The sequence below is a fragment of the Streptomyces sp. NPDC048420 genome, from assembly GCF_040651535.1.
Classification (GTDB): domain Bacteria; phylum Actinomycetota; class Actinomycetes; order Streptomycetales; family Streptomycetaceae; genus Streptomyces.
The window spans coordinates 381,309-403,318 of sequence record NZ_JBEZKG010000008.1 but is presented as its reverse complement, the minus strand read 5'-3'; the positions used below and the strand labels follow the sequence as shown (position 1 = coordinate 403,318).

The following is a 22,010-nucleotide window of genomic DNA, read 5'->3' as shown; positions in this document are numbered from 1 at the left end:
CGGGGAGATCCACGCAAGGAGTCCAGATGTCCATGGCAGGGAATCTGCGCAAGGTCACGGGCCTCGGCAGGGTCGGCGGCCTGCGCAAGGTGGCCCGGCTGACCCGGCGGCGCCCGCGTGTCGACCTGAGCCACCACGCCCGCTCCCCGCTGGGCACCTCGGTGGTCAACTGTGTGACCTACAAAGAGGGTGTCCGGGTCCACACGGAGGGCGATCTGGTCGACACCGTGGAACATCTGCGCAAGAAACGTGATGGTTTCGTCTGGCTCGGGCTTCACGAACCGTCGAACCACGAGTTCGAGGGCATCGCGGACCTCTTCGACCTGCACCCACTGGCCGTGGAGGACGCGGTCGAGGCCCATCAGCGCCCGAAGGTGGAGCGCTACGGCGAGACCCTGTTCGCGGTGTTCAAGTCGGTCTGCTACGTGGAGCACGAGGAGCTCACGGCGACCAGCGAGGTGGTCAACACCGGCGAGATCATGGTGTTCGTCGGCCAGGACTTCGTGATCACGGTGCGGCACGGCAGCCACGGCTCGCTGGGACCGTTGCGCGAGGAGCTGGAATCCGATCCCCGGCAGCTCGCCAAGGGGCCGGCCGCGGTGCTGCACGCGATCGCGGACCATGTGGTGGACGACTATCTGAACGTCACCGACGCGATGCAGTCGGACATCGACCTGGTCGAAACGGCGGTGTTCGCGGACAACGGCGCCCGGGTCGACGCCGGCCGCATCTATCAGCTCAAGCGTGAACTCCTGGAGCTGAAGCGGGCGGTGGTCCCGCTCAGCCGCCCGCTCGAAGAGCTCTCCACCCGGCCGATCCAGGTGATCGCCCCGGAGATACAGGCCTACTTCCGCGATGTCTCCGACCATCTGCTGCGCGCGAAGGAGCACATCTCCGCGTTCGACGAACTGCTCAACTCGATCCTCCAGGCGCACCTGGCGCAGGTGACGGTCGCGCAGAACGAGGACATGCGGAAGATCACGGCCTGGGCCGCGGTGATCGCCGTCCCCACGATGGTCTGCGGGGTGTACGGCATGAACTTCGACCACATGCCGGAGCTGCACTGGACGTTCGGCTACCCGTTGGTCATGGGCGTGATAGCCGTGGCGTGCGGCGTGCTGTACCGCGGCTTCCGGCGCAACGGCTGGCTGTGACCGGGACCGTCGGCGCGGCGGTTCAGTGGGTGGTGGAGGCGCGGGCGTAGACGCTCTCGGCCCATCCGGCGATCTGCTCGTCCGTCAGGTGCCGGGCCAGGTCGGCCTCGCTGATCATGCCCACCAGGCGCTTGTTCTCGATGACGGGAAGCCTGCGGATCTGGTGCTCGCGCATCTCGTGCAGGACGTCGTCGACGTCGGCGCCCGCGTCGATCCAGCGGGGTGTGCCCTGGGCCATCTCGCCCGCGGTCACCTTGGCCGGGTCGTGGCCCACGGCCACACAGCCGATGACGATGTCGCGGTCGGTGAGGATGCCGCACAGCCGTTCGTTCGCGTCACTGATGGGCAGGGCTCCGACGCCGAGTTCACGCATCAGCTGGGCGGCGCGGTCGAGGGTCTCGTGGGCGGGGATCCACTGGGCCCCCCGGTGCATGATGTCTCCGGCGGTGGTCATGGAGTACCTCCCGGTGCCGGACGGCCGGCGCGGCGCGGACGGCACCGCAAGTCCCGGCGCCCTACATTCTCGCCGCGTCGGCAAAGGCCCGCACCCGCAACCCTGCGATGACTGCGGCCGGGGCCGGCGGAGGCGGCGCGCTCCCCGGTGCGGCCGGGTCAGCCGCTCCATGCCGGGTGGCGGGGGTCGTCGGCGCGGACGAGGACGTCCGCTGTGCCGGCCGGGTCGGTCTCGTCGGTGTAGCGCTCGTAGGCGGGGAGGGTCCAGTGGTCGGACTCGGGGGTACGGCGGCGCAGGGCGCCGTCGGAGAGGAGGACATGGACGGTCAGGTCGAAGGGGAACCAGTGGCGCAGCAGGAGGGGGCCGTGGAGCAACAGAACGCCGCCGGGCGGGAGTTGGACGTAGGGGCTGCGGGTGGCGCGGTCGGTGGCCGGGTCCCACAGGTCGGGCAGGACGCGGCCGTCGCCGCCCGGTTCGAGGGGGCCGAAGACCTCGCGCCAGAGGGCGCCGGTGTCGAACCAGCCGTTGTAGTAGGCCTCCGGGTCGTGGTGGCCGTATTCCAGGCGGAGCGAGGCGGGGCGCAGGAAGCCCTCGAGACCGACGACGAGCGAGGGGCGGCCGCGTATGCGCAGGGCCTCGCCGACGCCTTCGGCGAGTTCGCCCGGGCGGGCAGCCGGGGCGCCGTCGAGGGCGACACGGGGCCAGGAGCTGCCGTCGGCCGGCTTCAGGTCGAGGAGGCGGTCGGCCAGCTGGTCGCCGAGCCGGTCCCAGGTGATCGCTTCGAGTCGCACACGGCCATGATGCGTCAGCCGCAGCCCGGAACGCGTCGCGCTCCCGGGTCCGGCGGGCGGCGGGCGGCGGGCGGCGGGCGGCGGGCGGCGGGCGGCGGCAGGTACGGAAGGTCGGTGTCACTGGTGGGGGTGTCACCGGTGGGGGTGCCTGGGGAATGAACCTCTCATGACAGGCCTCGCTACTCCCCCGGCCCGAGGTGGACCTCTTGTCGTCCAGCCGTTGCGGAGACGGCACTGTGCGGAGTGCCGGGGCGGGCCGTTGGCGCTGCTCGTCGTCGAGGGCGGGGCGCCGCGGTGTCTCGACTGCGCCGACCTCGGGCACCTGGTGTTCCTGCCGCGCGGCGACACGGCGCTCACGCGTCGGTCGAGGGAGGAGAGTGCGCTGTCGGCGGTCGTCGTGCGCTTCAACCGTCGCAAGGGGCGCTACGAGCGGCAGGGCGTCCTCATCGAGGAGGCGGGGCTGGCGCGGGCCGAGGAGCGGTGCCTGGCGGACGCGGAGGCGCGGCGCCGGCGCCGGGTGCGTGACGCTCGGCGGCGGGCGGTGGGGGATGTGCGGTTCGCGGAGGCGTTCGCGGGGGAGATCCTGCGGCTGTTCCCGGGGTGCCCGGTGGAGCGGGCCCGTGACATCGCCTCGCATGCGTCCGTGCGCGGCAGTGGGCGGGTGGGGCGGAGTGCGGCGGGGCGGGCGTTGTCGGAGGGGGCGGGGGTGTCGGCGGTGGTGGCGTCGGTACGGCATCTGGACACGCCGTATGACGCGTTGCTGATGAGCGGGGTGGCGCGGCACGAGGCTCGGCGGCGGATCTCGGCGGGTGTGGAGGCGGTGCTGGCGGGGTGGCGGGGTGTGGAGGAGGCGGGTTGACGGTTCGGATGCGGTCGCCGACCACCACCGGGCAGCCCGTCATGGTCGCTCATCACCCCGGCGGAACTGCCCGTCATGGTCGCTCATCACCCCGGCGGAACTGCCCGTCATGGTCGCTCGTCACCCCGGCGGAACTGCCCGTCATGGTCGCTCATCACCCCGGCGGAACTGCCCGTCATGGTCGCTCATCACCCCGGCGGAACTGCCCGTCATGTTGCGCACACCTTCGCGGCGAAGATCGGTCGCGGCCGAGATCGGGGACCGGCCGGGGTGGATCCGAGGAGGGTGGACGTTGGCGTATGCGGACGCGCGGATCGGCCATGGGGTGCGGGGTGCGGGCGGGATTCACTGGTGGGGACGGGTGGTGCCGGGCCGGGGGCCCGGCCGTAAGCGGGAGCTGGTGTTGAGATGATCGATGGGCCTTACTTCGTGCTGGTCGTGCTGGGAGTGCTCGGTACCGGGCTGGTGGCCGGGGTGTTCTGCGCGTTCTCGACCTTTGTGATGAGAGGGCTCGCCGCGCTGCCGCCCGCGCAGGGCGTCGCCGCGATGAACGCGATCAATGTGACCGCGGTGCGGCCGCCGTTCATGGCCGTGTTCGCCGGTTCGGCTGTGCTGTGTGCGGTGATCGCGGTGGTGACGTTCGTGCTGTGGCCGGACGAGGGGACGGCGGAGCTGCTGGTGGGCAGCGTGCTGTATCTGTTCGGCTCGTTCGGGCTGACGATGGTGGCGAACGTGCCGCGCAACGACGCCCTGCTCAAGCTGGAGCCCGGCACCCCGGAAGCGGCGGCGTACTGGCCGACGTACGTGCGCGAGTGGACCATGTGGAACCACATCCGCACGGCCGCCTCGGCCGCGGCGGCGGTGGCCTACGTCCTGGCCCTCACATGAGCGTCGTGCGCACCGCCCAGGGCATGGAAGAAGGCACGGGAGCAAGCGCTGTAGCGGTAGTACGTCGGCGCTCTGCGCGCGTGGCCAATGAGTCGTATCGTGGCCGGAAGAACTTCCGCGGCAAGGAAGACGGCCATGGCCGATCCCAAGGGATTCATGACCACGCCTCGCCAGGACTGGCCCCGCAGGCCGGTCGAGGAGCGGGTCCGGGACTGGGACGAGGTGTACGTCCCCGGGGCGTTGCTGCCCATCGTCAGCAAGCAGGCGGATCGCTGTATGGACTGCGGGATCCCGTTCTGCCACGACGCCTGTCCGCTGGGGAATCTCATCCCCGAGTGGAACGACCTGGTCTCGCGGGAGGACTGGCGGCAGGCCGCCGAGCGGTTGCACGCGACGAACAACTTCCCCGAGTTCACCGGGCGGTTGTGTCCGGCGCCGTGCGAGGCGGGGTGCGTGCTCGCCATCAACCAGCCGGCCGTCACCATCAAGAACGTCGAGGTGGCCGTCGCGGACCGGGCCTGGGAGCTGGGCTTGACGCCGCCGCGGCCTCCGGACCGGCTGTCCGGGCGGACCGTCGCGGTGATCGGGTCGGGGCCGACCGGGCTCGCCGCGGCACAGCAGTTGACGCGGGCGGGGCACACGGTCGCGGTGTACGAGAAGGACGACCGGCTCGGTGGTCTCATGCGGTACGGCATCCCCGAGTTCAAGATGGAGAAGCACCACCTTGAGCGGCGGATCGAGCAGATGCGGGCCGAGGGGACGAAGTTCCGTACGTCCACGGCGGTCGGGCGGGACGTGGGGGCGGCGGAGCTGCGGACGCGGTACGACGCGGTGGTGATCGCGACCGGAGCCACGGCTTGGCGTGAACTGGACGTGCAGGGGCGGGAGTTGGCCGGGGTCCAGCAGGCCATGGAGTATCTGCCGTTGGCCAACCGGGTGCGCGAGGGGGACCTGGAGGTGTCTCCGATGTCGGCCGCCGGAAAACATGTCGTCATCGTCGGTGGGGGCGACACCGGGGCCGACTGTCTGGGGACGGCGGTGCGTGAAGGGGCCGCTTCCGTCACGCAGTTGGACATCTACGCGCAGCCCGGGGGCGAGCGGGACGAGGATGCGGAGCCCTGGCCGACGTATCCGAAGATCTACCGCTTGTCGGCGGCGCACGAAGAGGCCCGGGATCTGGAGACGGCGCCTGCGGCGGACGCGGACGCGCGGCTGTTCGCGGCGTCGACGCTCCGGTTCGAGGGGGACGCCGACGGGCATGTGCGGTCGCTGCATCTCGTCGAGGTGGATGCGGGGCGGCGGCCGGTGTCGGGGACGGGGCGGACGCTTCCCGCGGATCTGGTCCTCCTCGCGCTCGGGTTCTCCGGGCCGGATCGGGGGGACGGGCTGGTGGAGCAGTTGGGGCTGGAGATGGAGGCTCGGGGGACGGTGTCGCGGGACGCGGGGTTCGGTACGAATGTGGCGGGGGTGTTCGCCGCGGGGGACGCGGCTCGGGGGCAGTCGCTGATCGTGTGGGCGATCGCGGAGGGGCGGGCGGTGGCGGCGGCCGTCGATCGGTATCTGACGGGAACTTCGCGACTGCCGGCGCCCATCGGGCCGTACGACCGGCCCATGACGGTATAGGGCGGCCCATGACGGTGCAGGGCGGCTCATGACGGTGCAGGGCGCAGGAAGGCCGACAGAACAAGGAGACCGAACGGGAGAAGGCCCGGCAGCTGGAGGGTTCTCCGCACCGGACCCGCACCGGGCCTGCACTGGACCCGCACCGGGCCCTCGCTCAGCCCCGCTCGTCCGTCCCCGCCACCTTGCCCGTCGACAGTGCCACCCTGTTCCACGTGTTGATCGTGAGGATCAGGGACAGGACGTGGGCCAGTTCCTGCTCGTCGAAGTGGGCCGCGGCCTGCGTGTAGACCTCGTCGGGGACGCCTCCGTCCGCCACCAGGGTCACCGCCTCCGTGAGGGCCAGGGCCGCCCGCTCCTTGTCCGTGAAGAAGTGACGGGCCTCTCGCCAGACCGGGACCATGTGGAGGCGGTCCTCGGTCTCGCCGGCCTTGCGGGCGTCGTTGGTGTGCATGTGGAGGCAGTACGCGCAGTGGTTGAGGTGGGAGGCGCGGATCTGGATCAGTTCGACGAGGGTGGGGTCCAGGCCCTCGCGGGCCGCCGCGTCGAAGCCGACGAGGGCGCGGAAGACCTTCGGGGCGGCCTTCGCGAAGTTCAGTCGGGCCGTACCGGTCACGTTCGTGTTCGTCGTCGTCATGTGATCAACCTACGGGCCCAAAAGACCGGCTGTAGGGTGCATTTCCATGGCGGAATCGTGGGTCAATCAAGCAGAACGGATCGGCGCCGACCTGCACCTGGACCTCTCCGGGCCGGGGAGCAGGCGGGCCGCGCTCACCCAGGCACTGCGTGACGCCGTACGCACCGGACGGCTCGCCCCCGGCACCCGCCTGCCGCCGTACCGCTCGCTCGCCGCCGACCTGGGCGTCGCCCGCAACACTGTGGCCGACGCCTACGCGGAACTCGTCGCGGAGGGCTGGCTCACCGCCCGCCAGGGCTCCGGCACCCGGGTCGCCGAGCGGACCGAGCCCCTCCGCCACGCCGTACGCCCGGCCTCGGCCCCGAAAGCGCCTCCACGCGCGCGTGGCCCCCGCCGCGCGAGCCACGACCTCCGCCAGGGCACCCCCGACGCCTCCGCCTTCCCCCGTTCCGCATGGCTCGCCTCCTACCGCCGAGCCCTCCAGCAGGCCCCCAACGAGGCCTTCGGCCCCGGTGACCCCGCCGGACGCCCCGAACTGAGAGCGGCCCTCGCCGAATACCTCGCACGCGCGCGTGGGGTGCGGACGGAGCCGGACCGGATCGTCGTCTGCTCCGGATTCGCGCACGCCCTGCGCCTGCTCTTCGCGGGCGGTGTGCTGCGCGGCCCGCTGGCCGTGGAAGCGTACGGACTCCCCTTCCACCGGGACCTGCTCGCCACCGCGGGCGTACGGACCGTGCCCCTTCCCCTCGACGAGCACGGCGCGCGCGTCGACCGGCTGGACCGCGAGCGGGCCGTACTGCTCACGCCCGCGCACCAGTTCCCCACCGGCGGTCCGCTGCACGCCGGGCGGCGGGCCGCGGTGGTCGACTGGGCACGCGCGCGTGGCGGGGTGGTGCTGGAGGACGACTACGACGGGGAGTTCCGCTACGACCGCAAGCCCGTCGGCGCCCTCCAGAGCCTCGACCCCGAGCGGGTGATCCTCGTCGGCTCGGTCAGCAAGAGCCTGTCGCCCGCGGTGCGGCTGGGGTGGATGGTGCTTCCGGAGCGCTACGTCGGCGACGTACTGGAGGCCAAGGGCGAGCGGGAGGCCTGGGCGAGCGTCCTCGATCAACTGGCCCTCGCCGACCTGATCGTCTCCGGGTCCTACGACCGTCATGTACGGCGGATGCGACAGCGGTACCGGAGCCGCCGGGACCGGCTCGTCGCCGCGCTCGCCGAGCACGCCCCGCACATCGGGGTCGAGGGTGTCGCGGCGGGACTGCACGCGGTGCTGCGGTTGCCGCCCGGCACCGAGCGGTCCGCCGTAAAGGCGGCGGTCTGGCAGGGCATCGCCCTCGACGGGCTCTCGGACTTCCGCCACCCGGACACGGACATGGCGACCCACGACGGCCTGGTCGTGGGGTACGCGACACCGTCCGAGCACGCGTACGGGGCCGCCCTGGAGGCGCTGTGCCGGGCACTGCCTCCCGGTGAGGCATAGAGCTCGGCGTGCAGAAGGCGGTGACGGCGGGCCCGCCGCTGTGCCGCCCGGCGACCCGCCGAACCGCACTCCCTCCTGCCTCCGGATGAGCCCCCGTCCCGCACGCTCCTGCCCGGGGACGAGCGCACGCCTGCTCCCCGAGGACCGGTCGCCGGCCGCGCTCTCCTGCCGCCTCCCGATTTATCCAGTGATTTGTCCGAAAAGCAGCTTACGGGCTACATAGATCGGAACAGCGGTGGGATCATCGGAAAAGGAGGCGAGCTGCCGTCGCGCCCGTGGGGGTCGGCAGCGGCCCACCACCATCCTTCGTTCCGCCGTCAGGCGCAGGGCCACCCCCGCGCGTCCCCCCTGTTGGCGGTCGGTCCTGGAGGGTGTTCGATGACGACGCTCGATGAACGTCACAGCGAGGGTGCTCGCGACGGGGAAGGCCGTCGGGGCGCGGTTCACCCGGGCCCGGTCGAGGCGTACGGCCCGACCGCACCGGCCGCCGTCCCGCTGGAGCAGCCCGTCGCCGCGGCCCCCATGACAGCGGGCTCCAAGGCCGCGAACCTCGCCCGCGCGGCCCGCGCCGGCCTGCCGGTGCTCCCCGGCTTCGTGATCCCTCACGGCGCGGACCCGGACGGGACGGCTCTGCGCCGCGCCTGGCAGGAACTCTCCGACGGCGGCACCCTCCCTCTCGTCGTGCGGTCCTCGTCGCCGCAGGAGGACACGGAGGAGTCGTCCCTCGCCGGCCAGTTCACCTCCGTGCTCGATGTGCGCGGCTGGGCGGCCTTCCGTACGGCGGTACGGACCGTGCTCGACTCGGCGGTACGGCCCGACGGGTCGACGGCGCCCATGGCGGTGCTGGTGCAGCCGATGCTGACCGCCCGGGTCGGCGGAGTGATGTTCGGGGCGGACCCCGTAGAGGGGCGTACCGACCGGGTGCTGGTGAGCGCGGTGCGCGGCGGCCCGGACAGCCTGGTCGGCGGCGAGCAGGCGGGGACGAACTACTGGCTGAGCCGCGGCGGCCGACTGCTGCGCACCGAGCCGCCGGAGACCGGGGCGCCGCTCAAGGCGGACCCCGCCCCGCTGCTCACCCGTGCCGAACTGCTCCGGCTGGCGCGGCTCTCGCGGCGGGCGCGGCGGGTGTTCGGCGGGCCGCAGGACATCGAGTTCGGTTTCGACGGGGACGGACGGCTGTGGCTGTTCCAGAGCCGTCCGATCACGGCGATGGCGGTGCGGCCCGCGCGGGGGGCCCGGCTGCTCGGGCCCGGCCCGGTCGCCGAGACGCTGCCCGAGCAGTTGGCGCCCCTGGAGGAGGACCTGTGGGTGGCGCCGATGGCCCGGGGGCTCACCACCGCTCTGGACATCGCGGGCAGTGCCCCGCGCCGGCTGCTGCGGACGGTGCCGGTGGTCACCACGGTCGGCGGGCGGGCCGCGGCGGACCTACGACTGCTCGGTGCCGTTCCGCCACGGCACCGGTGGCTCGCGTTGCTGAATCCGGCGCCGGGGGCGCGCAGGCTCGGCTCCGCGTGGCGGGTGGGACGTCTGGGCGCGGCGCTGCCGGGGCTGGCGGCGGATCTCGTGGCGGACGTCGACGCCCGCCTCGCACGGATACCGGCGCCCTCGACGCTCGACTCCCCCACCCTGGCCGCCGAGCTCCGCTGGACCCGCGTGGTCCTGGTCTCCCTGCACGCCCAGGAGGCCCTCGCGGGCGCCCTCCTGCCCGAACCACCGGACAACCGCACGGCCGCGGGCACGGCGCTGACGGCCCTGTCCGACGCCCGCGCACAGGGCGTGCCCGACGAGCGGATCATCGCCGCGAACCCCGTGGTCCTGGCCCTCACGGCACCCAGCCTGCGGGCGCGGGGACGGCTGCCGCAGGTGGGGGTGCCGGGGGCCGGGGGAGCCGTACGACAGCGAGGGCCGGGGCACTTCGAGCGGCGGGCACCGGAGGACGCCTCCGCCGACGGACGCCCGGCCCCGCACCGCTCCTCCCCCGCTCCCGCCGCACTGCCACCCCGCGAAGCCCTTCGCCTACGGATCCGATGGGTACAGGAACTGCAGGTCAGGCTGGTGGGCGAGAGCTCACGGCGGCTCGGTCCGGACGTGGGGCGGCTCGTGCTGCTGCGGTGGAGGGAGCTCGCGGAGGCCCTCGACGGCGCCCCGCTGCCCGGTGACTTCGCGGAGCGGCTGCCTGCGGCCGAGTCGCCGCCGTTGCCGGACGCGTTCCGGCTCGCGGAGGGCACGGTCGTGGCCGAGCGCGAGAGCGCGGGGGGCGGGCGGGGACAGGGCGCCGGCGGGCGGGGCGTCTCCGGTGGGCGGGCCGTCGGAACGGTGTGGGACGGGACCGGGGCGCGGCCGCCGGACGCGGTGCTCGTGGTGCGCACGCTGGACCCCGCTCTCGCCCCGCTGCTGCCCGGCCTGACCGGACTGGTCGCCCAGACCGGCAGCCCGCTGTCCCATCTCGCCGTGCTCGCCCGGGAGTTCGGGCTGCCCGCGGTGGTCGGGGCCGCGGACGCGGTACGGCGTTTCCCGCCGGGCTCCCGGCTCACCGTCGACGGCACGACCGGGGATGTGCGGGTCGAGGACGGGCAGGCCGGGGACGGGCAGGTCGAGGACGCGCAGGTCGGGGACGCGTCATGAGGAAGATCGCGTACCTCTTCGGGAGCCTCGCCGCGGCCGGGGCGGCGAGCTATCTGGTCGTCTATCTGTACCGGTGGCAGTGGCAGCGGGCCATGCTGTGCGGGGTGCTGCTGCTGGTCGTCGAGGTGATGCTGCTCGGGCTCGTGATGCTGGGGCGGCTCACCCGGATCGAGGACCGGCTGCGCGACTCGGACCGGCGGCAGCGGGAACTGGCCGCACGCCAGGAGGACGCGCTGGCCCGGCTGCGTACCGGCCCCGGACCGGAACCGAGTGACACCCGGTTCAGCTGGCTGGACGAACCGGCCGAGCGCACGTATGTGTTCGTGCCGGTGCTCATGGTCACCGGGGTGCTGCTGTCCGGGATCGCCTGGGTGGTGCAGCGGATCGCGTCGGCGACGGCCCGGCCGGCCGAGCGGCGCCTGGCCGGACGTCTCGCGGTGCTCACCGCGCCCGATCCCCGGTCGCCCGACGATCTGGAGGACCTGCCCACGCTCGGCGCCGGCCGTTCCCGGGCCCGCACCGTCCGGGTCGCCGCCGTCGGCGTGGTGGGCGTGGCCCTGCTCGGCGGGCTCGTCGCGGGCCTCGCCGACCTCACCCAGACCCGGGACGAGGACGTCGACGACAGCGCGGCGACCTCGGTCGTCGTCCAGGTCGACATGCGCGGCACCGACATGTCGGCCCAGCGGCGCTCGCTCGCCGCCGAGCAGGTCTGGGAGCGCTGCCGGGACTCCACGTCCGTACCACTGCGGCACGCCACCCTCGGCGACCTCGGCGACGGCCTGTACGCGGGAGTCGTACGGCCCGCCCTCACCGCGCACGACCGGATGCGGCTGCGGGGGTGCCTGGAGGACGCGACGCTGGAGCGCGCGCATCTCACGGTCGTCGGCATCGGGGACGCGGACCGCGACGACGACTGAACCGGAAGACGATCATCAACGGCCTCTGACCTGCCCCTATGGTGAACATAAGCACACGTACGCGGACAAGACTCTCAAACAACCATCGGGTTACCATGCCAAGGCGTACCCCGTCCCCTAGTCCCCCGGGTCGCCCATGGCTGTTCTCACCGCAACCCTGCCCCCGCCCGCCCTCCGTGGGCGTCCGCTGTCCCGGCGCTGCCTGCGACTCCTGCTCTACGTCCTGCTCGGCTACCTCGCCCTGTGGGCCACCGGCGCCCTGGGCATCCTGGCCCTGTCGTACTGGGCGCGCGAGGAGACCCCGGCCCCGGCCGGGACCCGCACGGTGCAGGGGGTGCACAACTTCCAGCCCGTCGACACCCAGGGACGGCTGTGGCGCGGTGCCGCCCCCTCTCCCGCCGGGTACCGGGTGCTGGCGGGCATGGGCATCAACACCGTCGTCGACCTGCGTGCCGAGGACCTGAGCGCGGCCCAGCTCGCCGAACCGGAGCAGGCCGGCCTGAAGGTCGTACGGCTGCCCATCCGGGACGGGCAGACGCCGAAGCCCGCGCAGGTGCAGCGGTTCCTCGACGTGGTCGCCCGGTCCGCCGGGCCGGTGTTCGTGCACTGCGGTGCGGGCGTCGGGCGTACCGGCACCATGGCGGCGGCGTATCTCGTGAAGACCGGGGAGCAGTCGTCCGCGTCGGCGGTCCGGCGCAATCTCGCGGTCGGCCCGCCGTCGATCGAGCAGATCTACTACGGCCTGAACCTCAGCCCCAACAAGGCGGAGCAGCCACCCCTGCCGGTGGTGGCCGTCAGCAGGCTGGTGGATGCTCCGCGACGCATGGCGTCCTGGTTCTGAGTCTCTTACGGATACCTAGGGCACGGCTACCTAGGGCTTGCGCCCCACCGCCCCGTACCCCGGGATCACCCCGTCGTCCTGGCCCGGCACCGGGTCGCCCAGTTCGGGGTGCCACGACTGCGGTACCTCGACGCCGGGTTCGACGAGTTCCAGGCCCTCGAAGAAGCGGGCGAACTCCGCGCGGGAGCGCAGGGCCAGGGTGACGCCCGCGGCCTTGAGCTTCTCGGTGGCCGCCTTCGACTCCTCGGGAGTGAAGTCGGCCGTGGCATGGCTGGCCACCAGGTAGCTGCCGGAGGGCAGTTCGGCGAGCAGTCTGCCGACCAGGTCGTGCGCGCCGTCCTCGTCGGAGACGAAGTGCAGCAGCGCGATGAGCGAGAGGGCGACCGGCCGGGAGAAGTCCAGGATCTTACGCGCGCCCTCCAGGACGGACTCCGGGTCGCGGACGTCCGCCTGGAGGTACTCGGTGACACCCTCGTCCGTGCCCCGCAACAGGGCGGCCGCGTGGGCGAGGACGATCGGGTCGTTGTCGCAGTAGACGACCCGGGCGTCGGGGGCGATCTCCTGGGCGACCTGGTGGAGGTTGGGCTCGGTGGGGATGCCGGTGCCGACGTCCAGGAACTGACGGACGCCGTGGCCCGCGAGCCAGCGGGTGGAGCGGTGCATGAAGGCCCGGTTGACCCGGGCCATCACCGGGACGCGCGGGTCGAGGGCGAGCATCTGCTTGCCCATCGCCTCGTCGACCGGGTAGTTGTCCTTGCCTCCGAGGTACCAGTCGTACATCCGCGCCGGGTGCGGCTTGGTGGTGTCGATCTCAACCATCAGTGATTACCCATCAATTGAGCAACGAGGTCAGGAGAGCAGGAAGTCGGCCACCCCCGCCTTGGCGCCCTCGATGAAGGCGGTCATCTCGTCCGTGGTGTAGATCAGCGCCGGTCCGTCCGGATCGGTGGACTGGCGGACGGCGATCCGGCCGTCGGCGAGCTTCATCGCCTCCAGGCAGTTGCCGCCGTTGCCGCCGCTCCACGGCTTGTGCCAGCCTTCGCTCCCCAACTCCCGGGCGGGCATGCCGTTGTAGACGGGGATGCGCGGCTTGATGCGGTTCATTCACAGCTCCTTGCGGAGATCCCGGAGGAACTCCTTCGTGCGATGTGCTGTAGCGGCCTGCGCCGCCATGCGGTCCATGACCTCGAGGTGGGTCGCCACCTCGACGCGCGCGTCCAGATAGACCGCGCCGGTCAGGTACTCGCTGTAGACCATGTCCGGAAGTTCGGGCACGGCGAATCGGAAGAGCACGAAGGGCCCGTAGGTGCCGGGGTGCGGCCCGTTGGCGAACGGGGCGACCTGCAGCGTCACGTTGGGCAGCTTCGTTGCTTCGAGCAGTTTGTCGATCTGCGCACGCATCACCTCCGGGCCGCCGACCGGGCGGCGCAGCACGGTCTCGTCCATGACGACCCACAGTCGGGGCGCGTCCTGACGGGTGAGCAGTCCCTGGCGTTCCATGCGCAGGGCGACATGGCGCTCGATGTCCTCGGGGCTGGTCTGCCCGATGGCGCCGGAGCGCAGGACGCCACGCGCGTAGTCCTCGGTCTGCAGCAGACCGGGCACGAAGTGCGGCTCGTACTCGCGGATGAGCGCGGCCGCGCCCTCCAGGCTGACGTGCATGGAGAACCAGCCGGGCAGCACGTCGTGGAAGCGCTGCCACCAGCCGGGGCGGTTGGCGTCCTCGGCGAGCTGGACGAAGTCCTCGGCCTCCTGGTCGGAGACGCCGTAGGCCTTCAGCAGCAGTTGGAGGTAGGGGATCTTGAGTCCGACCTCGGCCATCTCCATACGGCGGACGGTGGCGGGGGCGACGCGGAGGATGCGGGCGGCTTCCTCACGCTTGAGCCCGGCGCGTTCCCGCAGGTCCAGCAGGCGCCGACCGAGGACGACCTGGCCGACCGTCGGCGCGGACCGCGGTTCGCTCACGCTCCACCTCCACTTGAGTCGTGTACGGGCGTCGAAGTCAGGTACAGGCGTGACAGCCACCAGCATGCTGACAGGCCAGCGGCGCCATTCGAAGACCTGATTCGAAGATCTGTACGGATACTGACATGGATACGTACGGATCTCCGGCGATCCCAACTGGCGCCGCTCGAGATGCTGTTGCGTGCAGTGTGCCACGGCCTCTCACCGCGTCACACAGCACTCTGCATTTTTCAGAGTGACACTTGCCAAGTGTTCACGACGGGGCGATAGTGGCAAGCGTGATTCCGTCCCCGCCCTTAGGAACAGACGCCACCGCGGGCCGCCCCCAGGGTCTCGGTGCCGCCACGGGAATGGGGCCCGACAGGGCCGCTGCCCGGCGCCGGTTCCGTTTCGAGCTGGCCGCTCATCCGGGTTCTCCCGCGCAGGCCAGACGTCTGACGAGGGCGAGGCTGACCCACTGGTCGGTCTGCGAGGACACCTGCGACTCGGCCGCCCTGGTGGTCTCCGAGCTGGTCACCAACGCGATCGTGCACACCGCGAGCAGCCGCGTGGTCTGCGAGCTGCACGACGATGACGACCTGGTGCGGATAGCCGTACGTGACGAGGGCTGCGCGCCGGGTGCACCGCATGCGCCCCCGCAGCGCGGTGAGGAGGAGCACGGGAGGGGACTGCTCCTCGTCGATGCCCTCTGTCACTCCTGGGGCGCCCATGAGCACGGCCCCGGGCTGCTGGTCTGGGCCGAGCTGCCGCGCAAGGCGGACGAGCCCCGCAAGGACACCGGGCCGCGCAACGACCTGGGCTGGGGCGCCCGCCCGAAGCCGGTTCCCTCCGGGGGGTCCGGTCAGGGCGACGAGGCGGAGGAGCATCACCGAGCGGTGCACGAGGGGGAAGCCCGCGAGCACGGGACGGGGGGCGCGGGCGCATGGGCGTGAGGAGCGGATCCGGCGCCCAGGTGCTGACCCTGGACACGCTGGTCCGCCTCGGACGCGGGCTGGCCGCGCCGGCGTCACCGCGGAAGCTGGCCGTGCCGGAGGGGATGACGGTGCCGCTGGGCTGCGACGCGGTGGGGATGCCGGCGCTGCTGGGACAGCAGCTGGTGCCCCGGCTGCCGCGGGTCGGGTGTGTGTACGCCGATGACACGCACTGGTGGTGGCTCGTTCCCGCCGACTCCGACTATGCGCTCGAGTGGCCCGCGCCCGCCCAGTACGCCACCGGGGCGGTTGTTCCGGACGCCCCGGTGGTGCCGTCTCTTGTTCGGCGGGGTGAGGGGATGTTGCCTTATACGCCGCCGATACCGTTGTACTTGGCGTTGTGCCGGTTGACCGGGACCACGCCTATTTGGTCGCGGCCGGTCAGCTCGGCCGGATAGGTCGTCTTTCGGGTGCGGGTTGCCTGTGGCCGGTCGCGCCCACGCGGCGGAGCCGCAAATCGATAGCGCCCCGCGCCCCTAGGTGGACCATCGCTCCCGGCGTTCACAGGTGTGCGCCCGCGCGCTGTCCGTAATTCCTACTGCGCCCTGCCCCCGCACTGCCCGCCCCGCCATAGTTGCCCCGTCCACGATCGGGGGAGGCCTGTGGTGGGGAAACGGCGTGATGGTTCCGAGAAGCCCGGTGTCTCCGAGTCGGAGCGGCTGCTCTTCGGAGGGCCGTTGCGGTACGACATGGGGTGGAACTCGCACTCCGACGCGTTTCTGGAGTTGGGGTTCCGGGCCATGGTGGGGCGGCTGCCGTCGCTGCTGTCGGGGAGTTTCCGGCTGGCCTGGCAGGCCGACCGGCAGGCCGCGCGGATCGTGCTGGTCGCCGAGGTGGCGCGGGGTCTCGCGCAGGCCGTGAGTCTGCTCGCCGTCAACAGTGTGCTGGGGCGGCTGATCGGCGGGGGTGCGCTGGAGGACCGGCTGCGGGGTGCCGTGCCGGCGCTGGTGACGATGGCCGCCGTCATGCTCGTAGGAGCGCTGTTGCGGGCGGCCTCCACGTACGCCACGGGACGTCTTGAGCCCAAGGTGGAGCGGGTGGCCACCGAGCGGTATCTGGAGCGGGCGGCGACCGTGGAGCTGGCCGCGATCGAGGACCACGCCTTCCACAAGCTGCTGGACACCGCGCAGTACGGCGCCACCTCGGCCCGCCGGATGATCTCGTTCGCGACCCGGGTGGTGAACGCGATGATCTCGCTGATCGCCGCCGCGGGCGTGCTGACCGTGCTGCACCCCGCGCTGCTGCCGCTGCTGGTCACGATGACGATCCCGAGCGGCTGGGGCGCGCTGACGATCGCGCGCCGCCAGTACGAGTCCTTCCACACCTGGGTGCAGCACGTACGGGCGGGCCGGTTGCTCGGCGCCCTGCTGATCGAGCCGGAGTCGGCGCCCGAGATCCGGGTCCACGGGGTGGGCCCGTTCCTGCTCAGGCACTATCGGGCGATGGCGGAGACCGCGGAGACGGAGCAGGCCCGGCTGGCCCGGCTCGCGGCCCGGACCGGGCTGATCGCGGCCGCCTGGACGGGCCTGGCGACGGTGGCGACGTACGCGACCCTGGGCGGGCTGCTGCTCGCGGGCGCGATGGCGCTGTCGGTGGCCGGCACGGCCGTGATCGCGGTGCGCACCGGCTCACAGAGCCTGAACACCCTGGTCATCGAGATGAACGCGCTGCACGAGGAGGCCCTGTTCGTCGGCGACCTCCAGCGGCTCTACGAGGAGGCGGCCAAGTGGGCGATCCCGGCGGGCGGGGCCGAGCTGCCCGACGATCCGCGGGAGATCCGCTTCGAGAACGTCACCTTCAGCTACCCGGGTGACGCGACCCACCCCGCGCTCGACGACGTGACACTCACCGTGCCGCTCGGCAAGATCGTCGCGCTGGTCGGCGAGAACGGCTCCGGCAAGACCACGCTGGTGAAGCTGCTGGCAGGGCTGTACACACCGGGTCGGGGCCGGATCCTGTGGGACGACGTGGACGCGGCGCACGCGGACCGGCAGCTGCTCGCCGAGCGGGTCGCGATGGTCGCCCAGGACTTCAAGCGGTGGCCGTTCACCGCGCGCGTCAACGTGGCGGTGGGCCGTTCCTCGGTGCCGCTCACCGACGAGCGGGTGTCCGGCGCGGTCGCGGAGGCCGGGGCGGAAGAGGTGCTGGCCGATCTGCCACGCGGCCTGGACACCCTGCTGGCCCGCAACTTCAGCGGCGGGCACGAGCTGTCCGGCGGGCAGTGGCAGCGGCTCGGCATCGCCCGGGCCGCCTACCGGCGCGGCCACATCCTGATCGTGGACGAGCCGACGGCCGCCCTGGACGCGCGGGCGGAGCTGGAGGTCTTCGAGAAGATCCGCGCACTGGCCGGCACCGGTCAGACGGTGATCCTGATCACCCACCGGCTGGCGTCGGTACGCCATGCGGACCTGGTGCATGTGCTGGAGCACGGGCGGCTCGTGGAGTCGGGCACGCCCGACGAGCTCCTGGCCTCCGGTGGTGTCTACGCGGAGCTGTACTCGCTCCAGGCCGGGCAGTTCACGGCGCAGGTGCCCGCCAAGGAGGCGGGCTGACCTCACGCTACGGCGTCGACGGCTGCCTCTCCACTGCGGACGATCACCAGGAACATGTCCGTCGCGAGGTCCATGACGACCTCGGCCGGCAGTCCCTCAAGACGCCTCGCCTGCGCGAACTCCTCCGCCGGCCACGATCCGCGCGGCCCGCCAGCGGGAAAGCGTTCGAGCACTGTTCGCCCGTTCACCACCCTGCACCTCCAGAAAGCGTGTACTCACCCGTAGGAGCACTTGTAGGAGTTAACGCCTTCCGGGGCTGGAAAGCCTCGCTGAGTTGCCGTACTGAGACGTAGTTGACACGAGTTCAGCGCGAAGAGTGAGAGTCCGGTTACTTACCGGTCACATTGGTTGCTCTCTGTGTCAGTTCTCGCACTCATCGTGATAACGAATGCGCACGCTCCCCGCAGGCGCCCCAAGAGCCGACGCCCGCCCCTTGGGTTCCTCCCAGTCCTCCTGCCGTCCCAGCGCGGTGAGATCGAGGAAGCTGGTGGTCGAGCCCAGCCCGTCGAGGCGGCGTTCATAGGTCGAGTAGGTGTGGAAGACCCGGTCGCGGTCGCGCAGGAAGCAGCTGACGCCGGGCCGCTCGGCGAGCTCGCCGTCGATCTCCAGGGTGGCTTCGAAGTCGCGGTTGAAGTCGCCGCCGTACGACGAGTACCAGGGCACGGTCCAGCCCATCCGCGCCTTGAACGGCAGGATCTTCGTGTACGGCGCTCTCGACACCGCCGCGAACGTCGTCCCCCGTGCCCTGAGATGGGCCAGGTGCCCGATCTGGTCCAGGAAGGCGGAGCAGCTGCGGCACCCGGCGTCCCACTCGGGCGCGAACATGAAGTGGTGGACGACGAGCTGGCCGCACCCCTCGAAGAGGTCGAGCAGGGTGGCCTTGCCGTCGCCGCCCTCGAAGACGTACTCCTCCTCGACCTCGACCATCGGCAGCCGGCGCCGCTCGGCGTTGAGCGCGTCCCGCGCGCGCGTAGCCGCCTTCTCCCTGACCAGCAACTCCTCGCGCGCCGCGCGCCATTCGTCCCGCGAGACGATCTCCGGAAGCGACATGGGGTCCCTCCGCAACGGTCCGTTCGGGGTGGTGACCGTCGGGTGGAGCGGAACTCATCGCTGCCGGGGGAGGATTTTCGCTGCGGGCGGAGATTTCTCCCTTCAGTACGACACCTGCAGCGTGAGCAACTCGCGGCGCGCAGGTGACCGGAGGCGTCAGGCCCGAGGTCGAGGCGGCCGGGGTCACCGAAGCGGGCCGGGGCGCGGTTGGCGGCGGACCGGGAAGAGCGGAATGGCGAGCAGGGCGGGACCCGCGCGCCACGGGACTCCCTGGGCGGCGCACGGGTGGTGCGCCCGGTCCTCACGCAGGGCGGCGAGCCGCTCGGGGTGCCGGAACAGGTCCGGCACCGCGTTCAGGCGGGGTGCACGGGCGTAAGCCCAGTGGCGGCTGAGTCACGGACTGCCGGAGCGCGTGACGCCCTGGGCGAGTTGACCGACCACATCCGCGACCCCGTGCCCGAACGCGGTGGGAGCGATCAGGATGCCGAAGACCAGCACGATGGCCACGGTCAGCTTCTCGTCGTTCCGGCTGCGCGCCTCCGTTCGCCGGCGCAACCGCAGGACGATGATCACAGCGAGCAGTACCGCGATGTTGATCGTCAGCTCCACCCGGCCGGCCCTCCCCGTAAGACAGGTTCTGCTCCGGCTTCCATGTGTAGCGTGAAACCACCCCACGCGACCGCCCGGTCACCGACGGCTGGCGCCAAAGCGCTTCTCCCAGGCCGGATTTCAGATCTTGTAATCCTGGATCCGCCTGCCATGGCCCCGGTCCAGCAGCCCCGGCATCCGCTCCCCCAACTCCCGTACGACACCGCCCACATCGATGGTCAGCAGCTCTCGGTCCCGCATCAGGACACGGCCGTCGACGATCGTCGTACGGACGTCGGAGGCGCGGGCGCTGTGGACGAGGGTGGCGGGGAGGTCGTGGACGGGCTGGGTGTGCGGGCCCGTGAGGTCGACGAGGATGATGTCGGCGCGGCGGCCCGGGGCGAGGGAGCCGACGACGTCACCGAGACCGACCGCTCGCGCGCTCTGCAGGCTCGCGTGGTGCAGGGCTTGACGGGACGTCAGCCAGCGCGGGTCGCCGGTCGTGGACTTCTGGATGAGCGCGGTCAGTGCCATCGACTCCCACACGTCGAGGGAGTTGTTGGAGGCGGCCCCGTCCGTGGCGAGTCCGACCGGGATGCCGATGTCGCGCAGGGCGCGGACGGGCGTGGTCGTGGGCCAGGCGAACTTGAGGTAGCCGCGCGGCGCGGTCGCGACGGCCGTACGACCGGCGGCGCTTGCGAGCAGCGGCAGGTCCTGGTCGAGGATGCCCGAGCCGTGCGCGATCAGGACGTCCGTGTCGAGGATCCCGGTGCGCCGCAGCACCTCGACGGGTGTGACGCCGTGCCGGGCGAGGCTGGTCTCGGCCTGGTCGCGGTTCTCGGAGGCGTGGAGGTGGACGGGGAGCCCGTGTTCATGGGCGAGCGAGGCGGTCGCGGCGAGGTCGGAGTCGTCGACGGTGTAGGGCGCGTGCGGGGCGAGAGTCGTGGTGATGCGCCCACCGGCCGCGCCCCGGTGCCGTAGCGCGAACTCCAGGGATCTCTCCCGCCCTTGGGGTCCCTGCGAAGAGAAGTAGGCCTCCCCGAGATGCGCCCGCATCCCGCACTCCTCGACTACCGCGGCGACGGCGTCCATCGAGAAGTAGTGGTCGGCGAAGCAGGTGACCCCGCCCCGGATCATCTCGGCGCAGGCGAGCCGCGCCCCCAACTCCACGTCCTTCTCGGTGAGGTTGGACTCGATCGGCCACACGACGTCGTTGAACCACTCGTCGGTGGGCAGGTCCTCGGCGACCCCGCGCAGCGCGACCATGGGCGCGTGGGTGTGGCAGTTGACGAGCCCCGGCATGGCGACCTGACCGCGCGCGTCGATCCGTTCGGCGGCGGGCAGGTCCCGTACGGCGTCGGCGCTCGTCACCGCCTCCACGAGCCCGTCCCGTACGACGACGGCCGCGTCCTCCTCGAACCCGATCCGCTCTTGATCGTCGTGCACGAGGACGGTGCATCCGGTGATGATGAGCTCGGCGGGAGAGTCAGTCATCACGCCAACGTACGGCGTCCTACGCGCGGCGTGTGAGCCGAACCGCGCATCCCGTCAGCGCTCTGTCGCGGCCCCGGCCGACCGGGCACCCTGACCTCACGGCACGCGACGGCCGCCCGCGCACGGACCCGGCTTCTGAAGGGAGCCCGGCATGCTCCTCGGCACCTGGAACCTGGAGAACCTGTACCGCCCCGGCGGCCCGTCCGGCCCCAGGGACAAGGCCGCCTACGAGGCGAAGCTCGCCGCTCTCGCCGCCACGGTCACCGAGCTCGACCCGACGCTGCTGGCCGTACAGGAGGTCGGCGAGCCCGAGGCGCTTCAGGACCTGGTCGAGCTCCTGGGCGGCGGCTGGACCATCGCGACCTCACGGCACCCGGACAGCAGGGGCATACGGGTGGGCGTGATCTCCCGTACGTCGTTCGAGGTGCTGGCCGACACCACAGTGTTCCCGCCGAAGCTGCGTCCGGTGCAGGTCGACGACGAGGGCACGACGGTCGCGGAGTCCGGCCGCGGGTTCCTGGCGGTGGAGGCGGAGACCGACCGCGGTCCGCTGCGGGTGGCGGTGGCCCACCTCAAGTCGAAGCTGCTGTCGTACCCGAACGGCCGCTTCCAGCCGCGCGACGAGGGCGAACGGGCGCGCTACGGGGCGTACGCGCTGAATCGCCGGACGGCGGAGGCCACGGCGCTCAGGGCGCTGGCCGACGAACTGCTGGACGGCGACGGGCGCGAGCGGGACGTGCTGGTGCTGGGCGACCTGAACGACGAGGTGCAGGCCGCGACCACCCAGATCCTGCTCGGCCCGCCCGGCTCGGAGATCGGCACCTCCGGCTACCGGATGCCCGACAGGGGCGACGCGGCCCGGCTGTGGGACACGGCCCCGCTGATCCCTGCCGAGGAGCGCTTCTCCCGCGTCAACTCCGGGCGCCGCGAGCTGATCGACCACCTGCTGTGCAGCCACCGCCTGGTGCACCGGCTGCGGGAGGCGGGGACGGGCCTGCCGGGCGAGGGCGCGATGCGGCTGCCGTCGGTGGGGGCGGATCCGGCGGCGCGGCGGGACGCGGCGGGGTCGGACCACGCGCCGGTGTGGGTGCGGCTGTGACTCGAGGTGCCTGCGCCCCGGGACG

At 72.1% G+C, this 22,010-nt stretch carries 23 protein-coding genes; 12 read left to right on the top strand and 11 right to left on the bottom strand.

All coding sequences use genetic code 11. From position 1 onward, the window contains the following. Positions 1–26: 26 nt before the first annotated feature. Entirely contained in the window at positions 27–1,154 is a 1,128-nt protein-coding gene (locus tag AB0D34_RS17280) for a magnesium and cobalt transport protein CorA (protein WP_362662315.1), read from the top strand. A 22-nt stretch (positions 1,155–1,176) separates the two neighbouring features. Here the strand turns inward: AB0D34_RS17280 and AB0D34_RS17275 are convergent, their stop codons facing one another. Together AB0D34_RS17275 and AB0D34_RS17270 are read right to left on the bottom strand one after the other, a co-directional pair. Beyond that, the gene (locus AB0D34_RS17275; protein WP_362662313.1) at positions 1,177–1,608 is read right to left on the bottom strand and encodes a CBS domain-containing protein; all 432 of its coding nucleotides are present in this window, start codon (positions 1,606–1,608) and stop codon (positions 1,177–1,179) included. 158 nt (positions 1,609–1,766) lie between these two features. After that, on the bottom strand, positions 1,767–2,399 hold the full coding sequence (locus AB0D34_RS17270) for a uridine kinase (RefSeq protein WP_362662311.1): 633 nt from the start codon (positions 2,397–2,399) through the stop codon (positions 1,767–1,769). Positions 2,400–2,565: 166 nt separating this feature from the next. On the opposite strand from AB0D34_RS17270, the gene AB0D34_RS17265 reads away from it, so the two are divergent. The 3 genes from AB0D34_RS17265 (at position 2,566) to AB0D34_RS17255 (ending at position 5,769) form a co-directional block, all read left to right on the top strand. Then, on the top strand, positions 2,566–3,258 hold the full coding sequence (locus tag AB0D34_RS17265; protein ID WP_362662309.1) for a DUF2293 domain-containing protein: 693 nt from the start codon (positions 2,566–2,568) through the stop codon (positions 3,256–3,258). Positions 3,259–3,666: 408 nt separating this feature from the next. Beyond that, positions 3,667–4,146, top strand: coding sequence for an anthrone oxygenase family protein (locus tag AB0D34_RS17260; RefSeq protein ID WP_362662307.1), 480 nt, complete (start codon positions 3,667–3,669; stop codon positions 4,144–4,146). A gap of 135 nt (positions 4,147–4,281) precedes the next feature. After that, positions 4,282–5,769 (top strand): glutamate synthase subunit beta, encoded by a 1,488-nt coding sequence (locus AB0D34_RS17255; protein ID WP_362662305.1) that lies wholly within the window; start codon positions 4,282–4,284, stop codon positions 5,767–5,769. A gap of 154 nt (positions 5,770–5,923) precedes the next feature. Here the strand turns inward: AB0D34_RS17255 and AB0D34_RS17250 are convergent, their stop codons facing one another. Next, on the bottom strand, positions 5,924–6,403 hold the full coding sequence (locus AB0D34_RS17250) for a carboxymuconolactone decarboxylase family protein (RefSeq protein ID WP_362662303.1): 480 nt from the start codon (positions 6,401–6,403) through the stop codon (positions 5,924–5,926). Between the two features lie 46 nt (positions 6,404–6,449). Here AB0D34_RS17250 and AB0D34_RS17245 point away from each other — a divergent pair, with 46 nt between their 5' ends. The 4 genes from AB0D34_RS17245 (at position 6,450) to AB0D34_RS17230 (ending at position 12,266) form a co-directional block, all read left to right on the top strand. Next, positions 6,450–7,883, top strand: a complete 1,434-nt coding sequence (locus AB0D34_RS17245; protein ID WP_362662301.1) for a PLP-dependent aminotransferase family protein — start codon at positions 6,450–6,452, stop codon at positions 7,881–7,883. A 378-nt stretch (positions 7,884–8,261) separates the two neighbouring features. Then, a complete protein-coding gene (locus tag AB0D34_RS17240; protein WP_362662299.1) occupies positions 8,262–10,508 on the top strand; it encodes a PEP/pyruvate-binding domain-containing protein in 2,247 nt (748 codons plus the stop codon). Further along, entirely contained in the window at positions 10,505–11,425 is a 921-nt protein-coding gene (locus AB0D34_RS17235) for a hypothetical protein (protein WP_362662297.1), read from the top strand. The genes AB0D34_RS17240 and AB0D34_RS17235 overlap by 4 nt, the downstream gene beginning before the upstream one ends. Positions 11,426–11,561: 136 nt before the next feature. Next, positions 11,562–12,266, top strand: coding sequence for a dual specificity protein phosphatase family protein (locus AB0D34_RS17230; RefSeq protein WP_362662295.1), 705 nt, complete (start codon positions 11,562–11,564; stop codon positions 12,264–12,266). Positions 12,267–12,296: 30 nt separating this feature from the next. Here AB0D34_RS17230 and AB0D34_RS17225 read toward each other — a convergent pair whose 3' ends face one another. Genes AB0D34_RS17225 through AB0D34_RS17215 form a run of 3 tightly spaced genes read right to left on the bottom strand, consistent with a single transcriptional unit; the run spans position 12,297 to position 14,231 of the window. Next, on the bottom strand, positions 12,297–13,085 hold the full coding sequence (locus tag AB0D34_RS17225; RefSeq protein ID WP_362662293.1) for an SAM-dependent methyltransferase: 789 nt from the start codon (positions 13,083–13,085) through the stop codon (positions 12,297–12,299). Positions 13,086–13,115: 30 nt separating this feature from the next. Continuing rightward, positions 13,116–13,370, bottom strand: a complete 255-nt coding sequence (locus tag AB0D34_RS17220; RefSeq protein WP_123760041.1) for a DUF397 domain-containing protein — start codon at positions 13,368–13,370, stop codon at positions 13,116–13,118. Continuing rightward, complete coding sequence (locus AB0D34_RS17215; protein ID WP_062024548.1) at positions 13,371–14,231, bottom strand: helix-turn-helix transcriptional regulator; 861 nt, start codon at positions 14,229–14,231, stop codon at positions 13,371–13,373. A gap of 269 nt (positions 14,232–14,500) precedes the next feature. On the opposite strand from AB0D34_RS17215, the gene AB0D34_RS17210 reads away from it, so the two are divergent. The 3 genes from AB0D34_RS17210 to AB0D34_RS17200 all read left to right on the top strand — a co-directional run bounded on the left by AB0D34_RS17210 (position 14,501) and on the right by AB0D34_RS17200 (position 17,754). Next, entirely contained in the window at positions 14,501–15,163 is a 663-nt protein-coding gene (locus tag AB0D34_RS17210) for an ATP-binding protein (RefSeq protein ID WP_362662290.1), read from the top strand. Next, positions 15,154–15,600, top strand: a complete 447-nt coding sequence (locus AB0D34_RS17205) for a hypothetical protein (protein ID WP_362662287.1) — start codon at positions 15,154–15,156, stop codon at positions 15,598–15,600. The genes AB0D34_RS17210 and AB0D34_RS17205 overlap by 10 nt, the downstream gene beginning before the upstream one ends. 207 nt (positions 15,601–15,807) lie before the next feature. Beyond that, positions 15,808–17,754, top strand: a complete 1,947-nt coding sequence (locus AB0D34_RS17200; RefSeq protein WP_362662286.1) for an ABC transporter ATP-binding protein — start codon at positions 15,808–15,810, stop codon at positions 17,752–17,754. 2 nt (positions 17,755–17,756) lie between these two features. On the opposite strand, the gene AB0D34_RS17195 is transcribed toward AB0D34_RS17200, so the two are convergent. The 5 genes from AB0D34_RS17195 to AB0D34_RS17175 form a co-directional block, all read right to left on the bottom strand. Further along, the gene (locus tag AB0D34_RS17195) at positions 17,757–17,942 is read right to left on the bottom strand and encodes a hypothetical protein (protein ID WP_362662284.1); all 186 of its coding nucleotides are present in this window, start codon (positions 17,940–17,942) and stop codon (positions 17,757–17,759) included. A 172-nt stretch (positions 17,943–18,114) separates the two neighbouring features. After that, a complete protein-coding gene (locus AB0D34_RS17190) occupies positions 18,115–18,804 on the bottom strand; it encodes a DUF899 domain-containing protein (RefSeq protein WP_362662283.1) in 690 nt (229 codons plus the stop codon). Positions 18,805–18,987: 183 nt separating this feature from the next. After that, positions 18,988–19,152: a hypothetical protein gene (locus tag AB0D34_RS17185; protein WP_362662281.1), complete on the bottom strand. Its 165-nt coding sequence runs from the start codon at positions 19,150–19,152 to the stop codon at positions 18,988–18,990. Positions 19,153–19,197: 45 nt separating this feature from the next. Continuing rightward, on the bottom strand, positions 19,198–19,413 hold the full coding sequence (locus tag AB0D34_RS17180) for a hypothetical protein (RefSeq protein WP_362662280.1): 216 nt from the start codon (positions 19,411–19,413) through the stop codon (positions 19,198–19,200). A gap of 120 nt (positions 19,414–19,533) precedes the next feature. Next, positions 19,534–20,886: an amidohydrolase gene (locus tag AB0D34_RS17175; protein WP_362662278.1), complete on the bottom strand. Its 1,353-nt coding sequence runs from the start codon at positions 20,884–20,886 to the stop codon at positions 19,534–19,536. Positions 20,887–21,037: 151 nt separating this feature from the next. On the opposite strand from AB0D34_RS17175, the gene AB0D34_RS17170 reads away from it, so the two are divergent. Next, positions 21,038–21,985 carry an endonuclease/exonuclease/phosphatase family protein gene (locus AB0D34_RS17170; protein ID WP_362662277.1) on the top strand — a complete coding sequence of 316 codons (948 nt, stop codon included), beginning with the start codon at positions 21,038–21,040 and terminating at the stop codon, positions 21,983–21,985. Positions 21,986–22,010: the final 25 nt, after the last annotated feature.

Bases quoted from the DNA above. Each gene is read 5' to 3' on its own strand.
- AB0D34_RS17280 (WP_362662315.1), top strand. From the start codon at position 27: ATGTCCATGGCAGGGAATCTGCGCAAGGTCACGGGCCTCGGCAGGGTC.
- AB0D34_RS17275 (WP_362662313.1), bottom strand. From the start codon at position 1,608: ATGACCACCGCCGGAGACATCATGCACCGGGGGGCCCAGTGGATCCCC.
- AB0D34_RS17265 (WP_362662309.1), top strand. From the start codon at position 2,566: ATGACAGGCCTCGCTACTCCCCCGGCCCGAGGTGGACCTCTTGTCGTC.
- AB0D34_RS17260 (WP_362662307.1), top strand. From the start codon at position 3,667: ATGATCGATGGGCCTTACTTCGTGCTGGTCGTGCTGGGAGTGCTCGGT.
- AB0D34_RS17255 (WP_362662305.1), top strand. From the start codon at position 4,282: ATGGCCGATCCCAAGGGATTCATGACCACGCCTCGCCAGGACTGGCCC.
- AB0D34_RS17250 (WP_362662303.1), bottom strand. From the start codon at position 6,403: ATGACGACGACGAACACGAACGTGACCGGTACGGCCCGACTGAACTTC.
- AB0D34_RS17245 (WP_362662301.1), top strand. From the start codon at position 6,450: ATGGCGGAATCGTGGGTCAATCAAGCAGAACGGATCGGCGCCGACCTG.
- AB0D34_RS17240 (WP_362662299.1), top strand. From the start codon at position 8,262: ATGACGACGCTCGATGAACGTCACAGCGAGGGTGCTCGCGACGGGGAA.
- AB0D34_RS17235 (WP_362662297.1), top strand. From the start codon at position 10,505: ATGAGGAAGATCGCGTACCTCTTCGGGAGCCTCGCCGCGGCCGGGGCG.
- AB0D34_RS17230 (WP_362662295.1), top strand. From the start codon at position 11,562: ATGGCTGTTCTCACCGCAACCCTGCCCCCGCCCGCCCTCCGTGGGCGT.
- AB0D34_RS17225 (WP_362662293.1), bottom strand. From the start codon at position 13,085: ATGGTTGAGATCGACACCACCAAGCCGCACCCGGCGCGGATGTACGAC.
- AB0D34_RS17220 (WP_123760041.1), bottom strand. From the start codon at position 13,370: ATGAACCGCATCAAGCCGCGCATCCCCGTCTACAACGGCATGCCCGCC.
- AB0D34_RS17205 (WP_362662287.1), top strand. From the start codon at position 15,154: ATGGGCGTGAGGAGCGGATCCGGCGCCCAGGTGCTGACCCTGGACACG.
- AB0D34_RS17190 (WP_362662283.1), bottom strand. From the start codon at position 18,804: ATGTCGCTTCCGGAGATCGTCTCGCGGGACGAATGGCGCGCGGCGCGC.
- AB0D34_RS17175 (WP_362662278.1), bottom strand. From the start codon at position 20,886: ATGACTGACTCTCCCGCCGAGCTCATCATCACCGGATGCACCGTCCTC.
- AB0D34_RS17170 (WP_362662277.1), top strand. From the start codon at position 21,038: ATGCTCCTCGGCACCTGGAACCTGGAGAACCTGTACCGCCCCGGCGGC.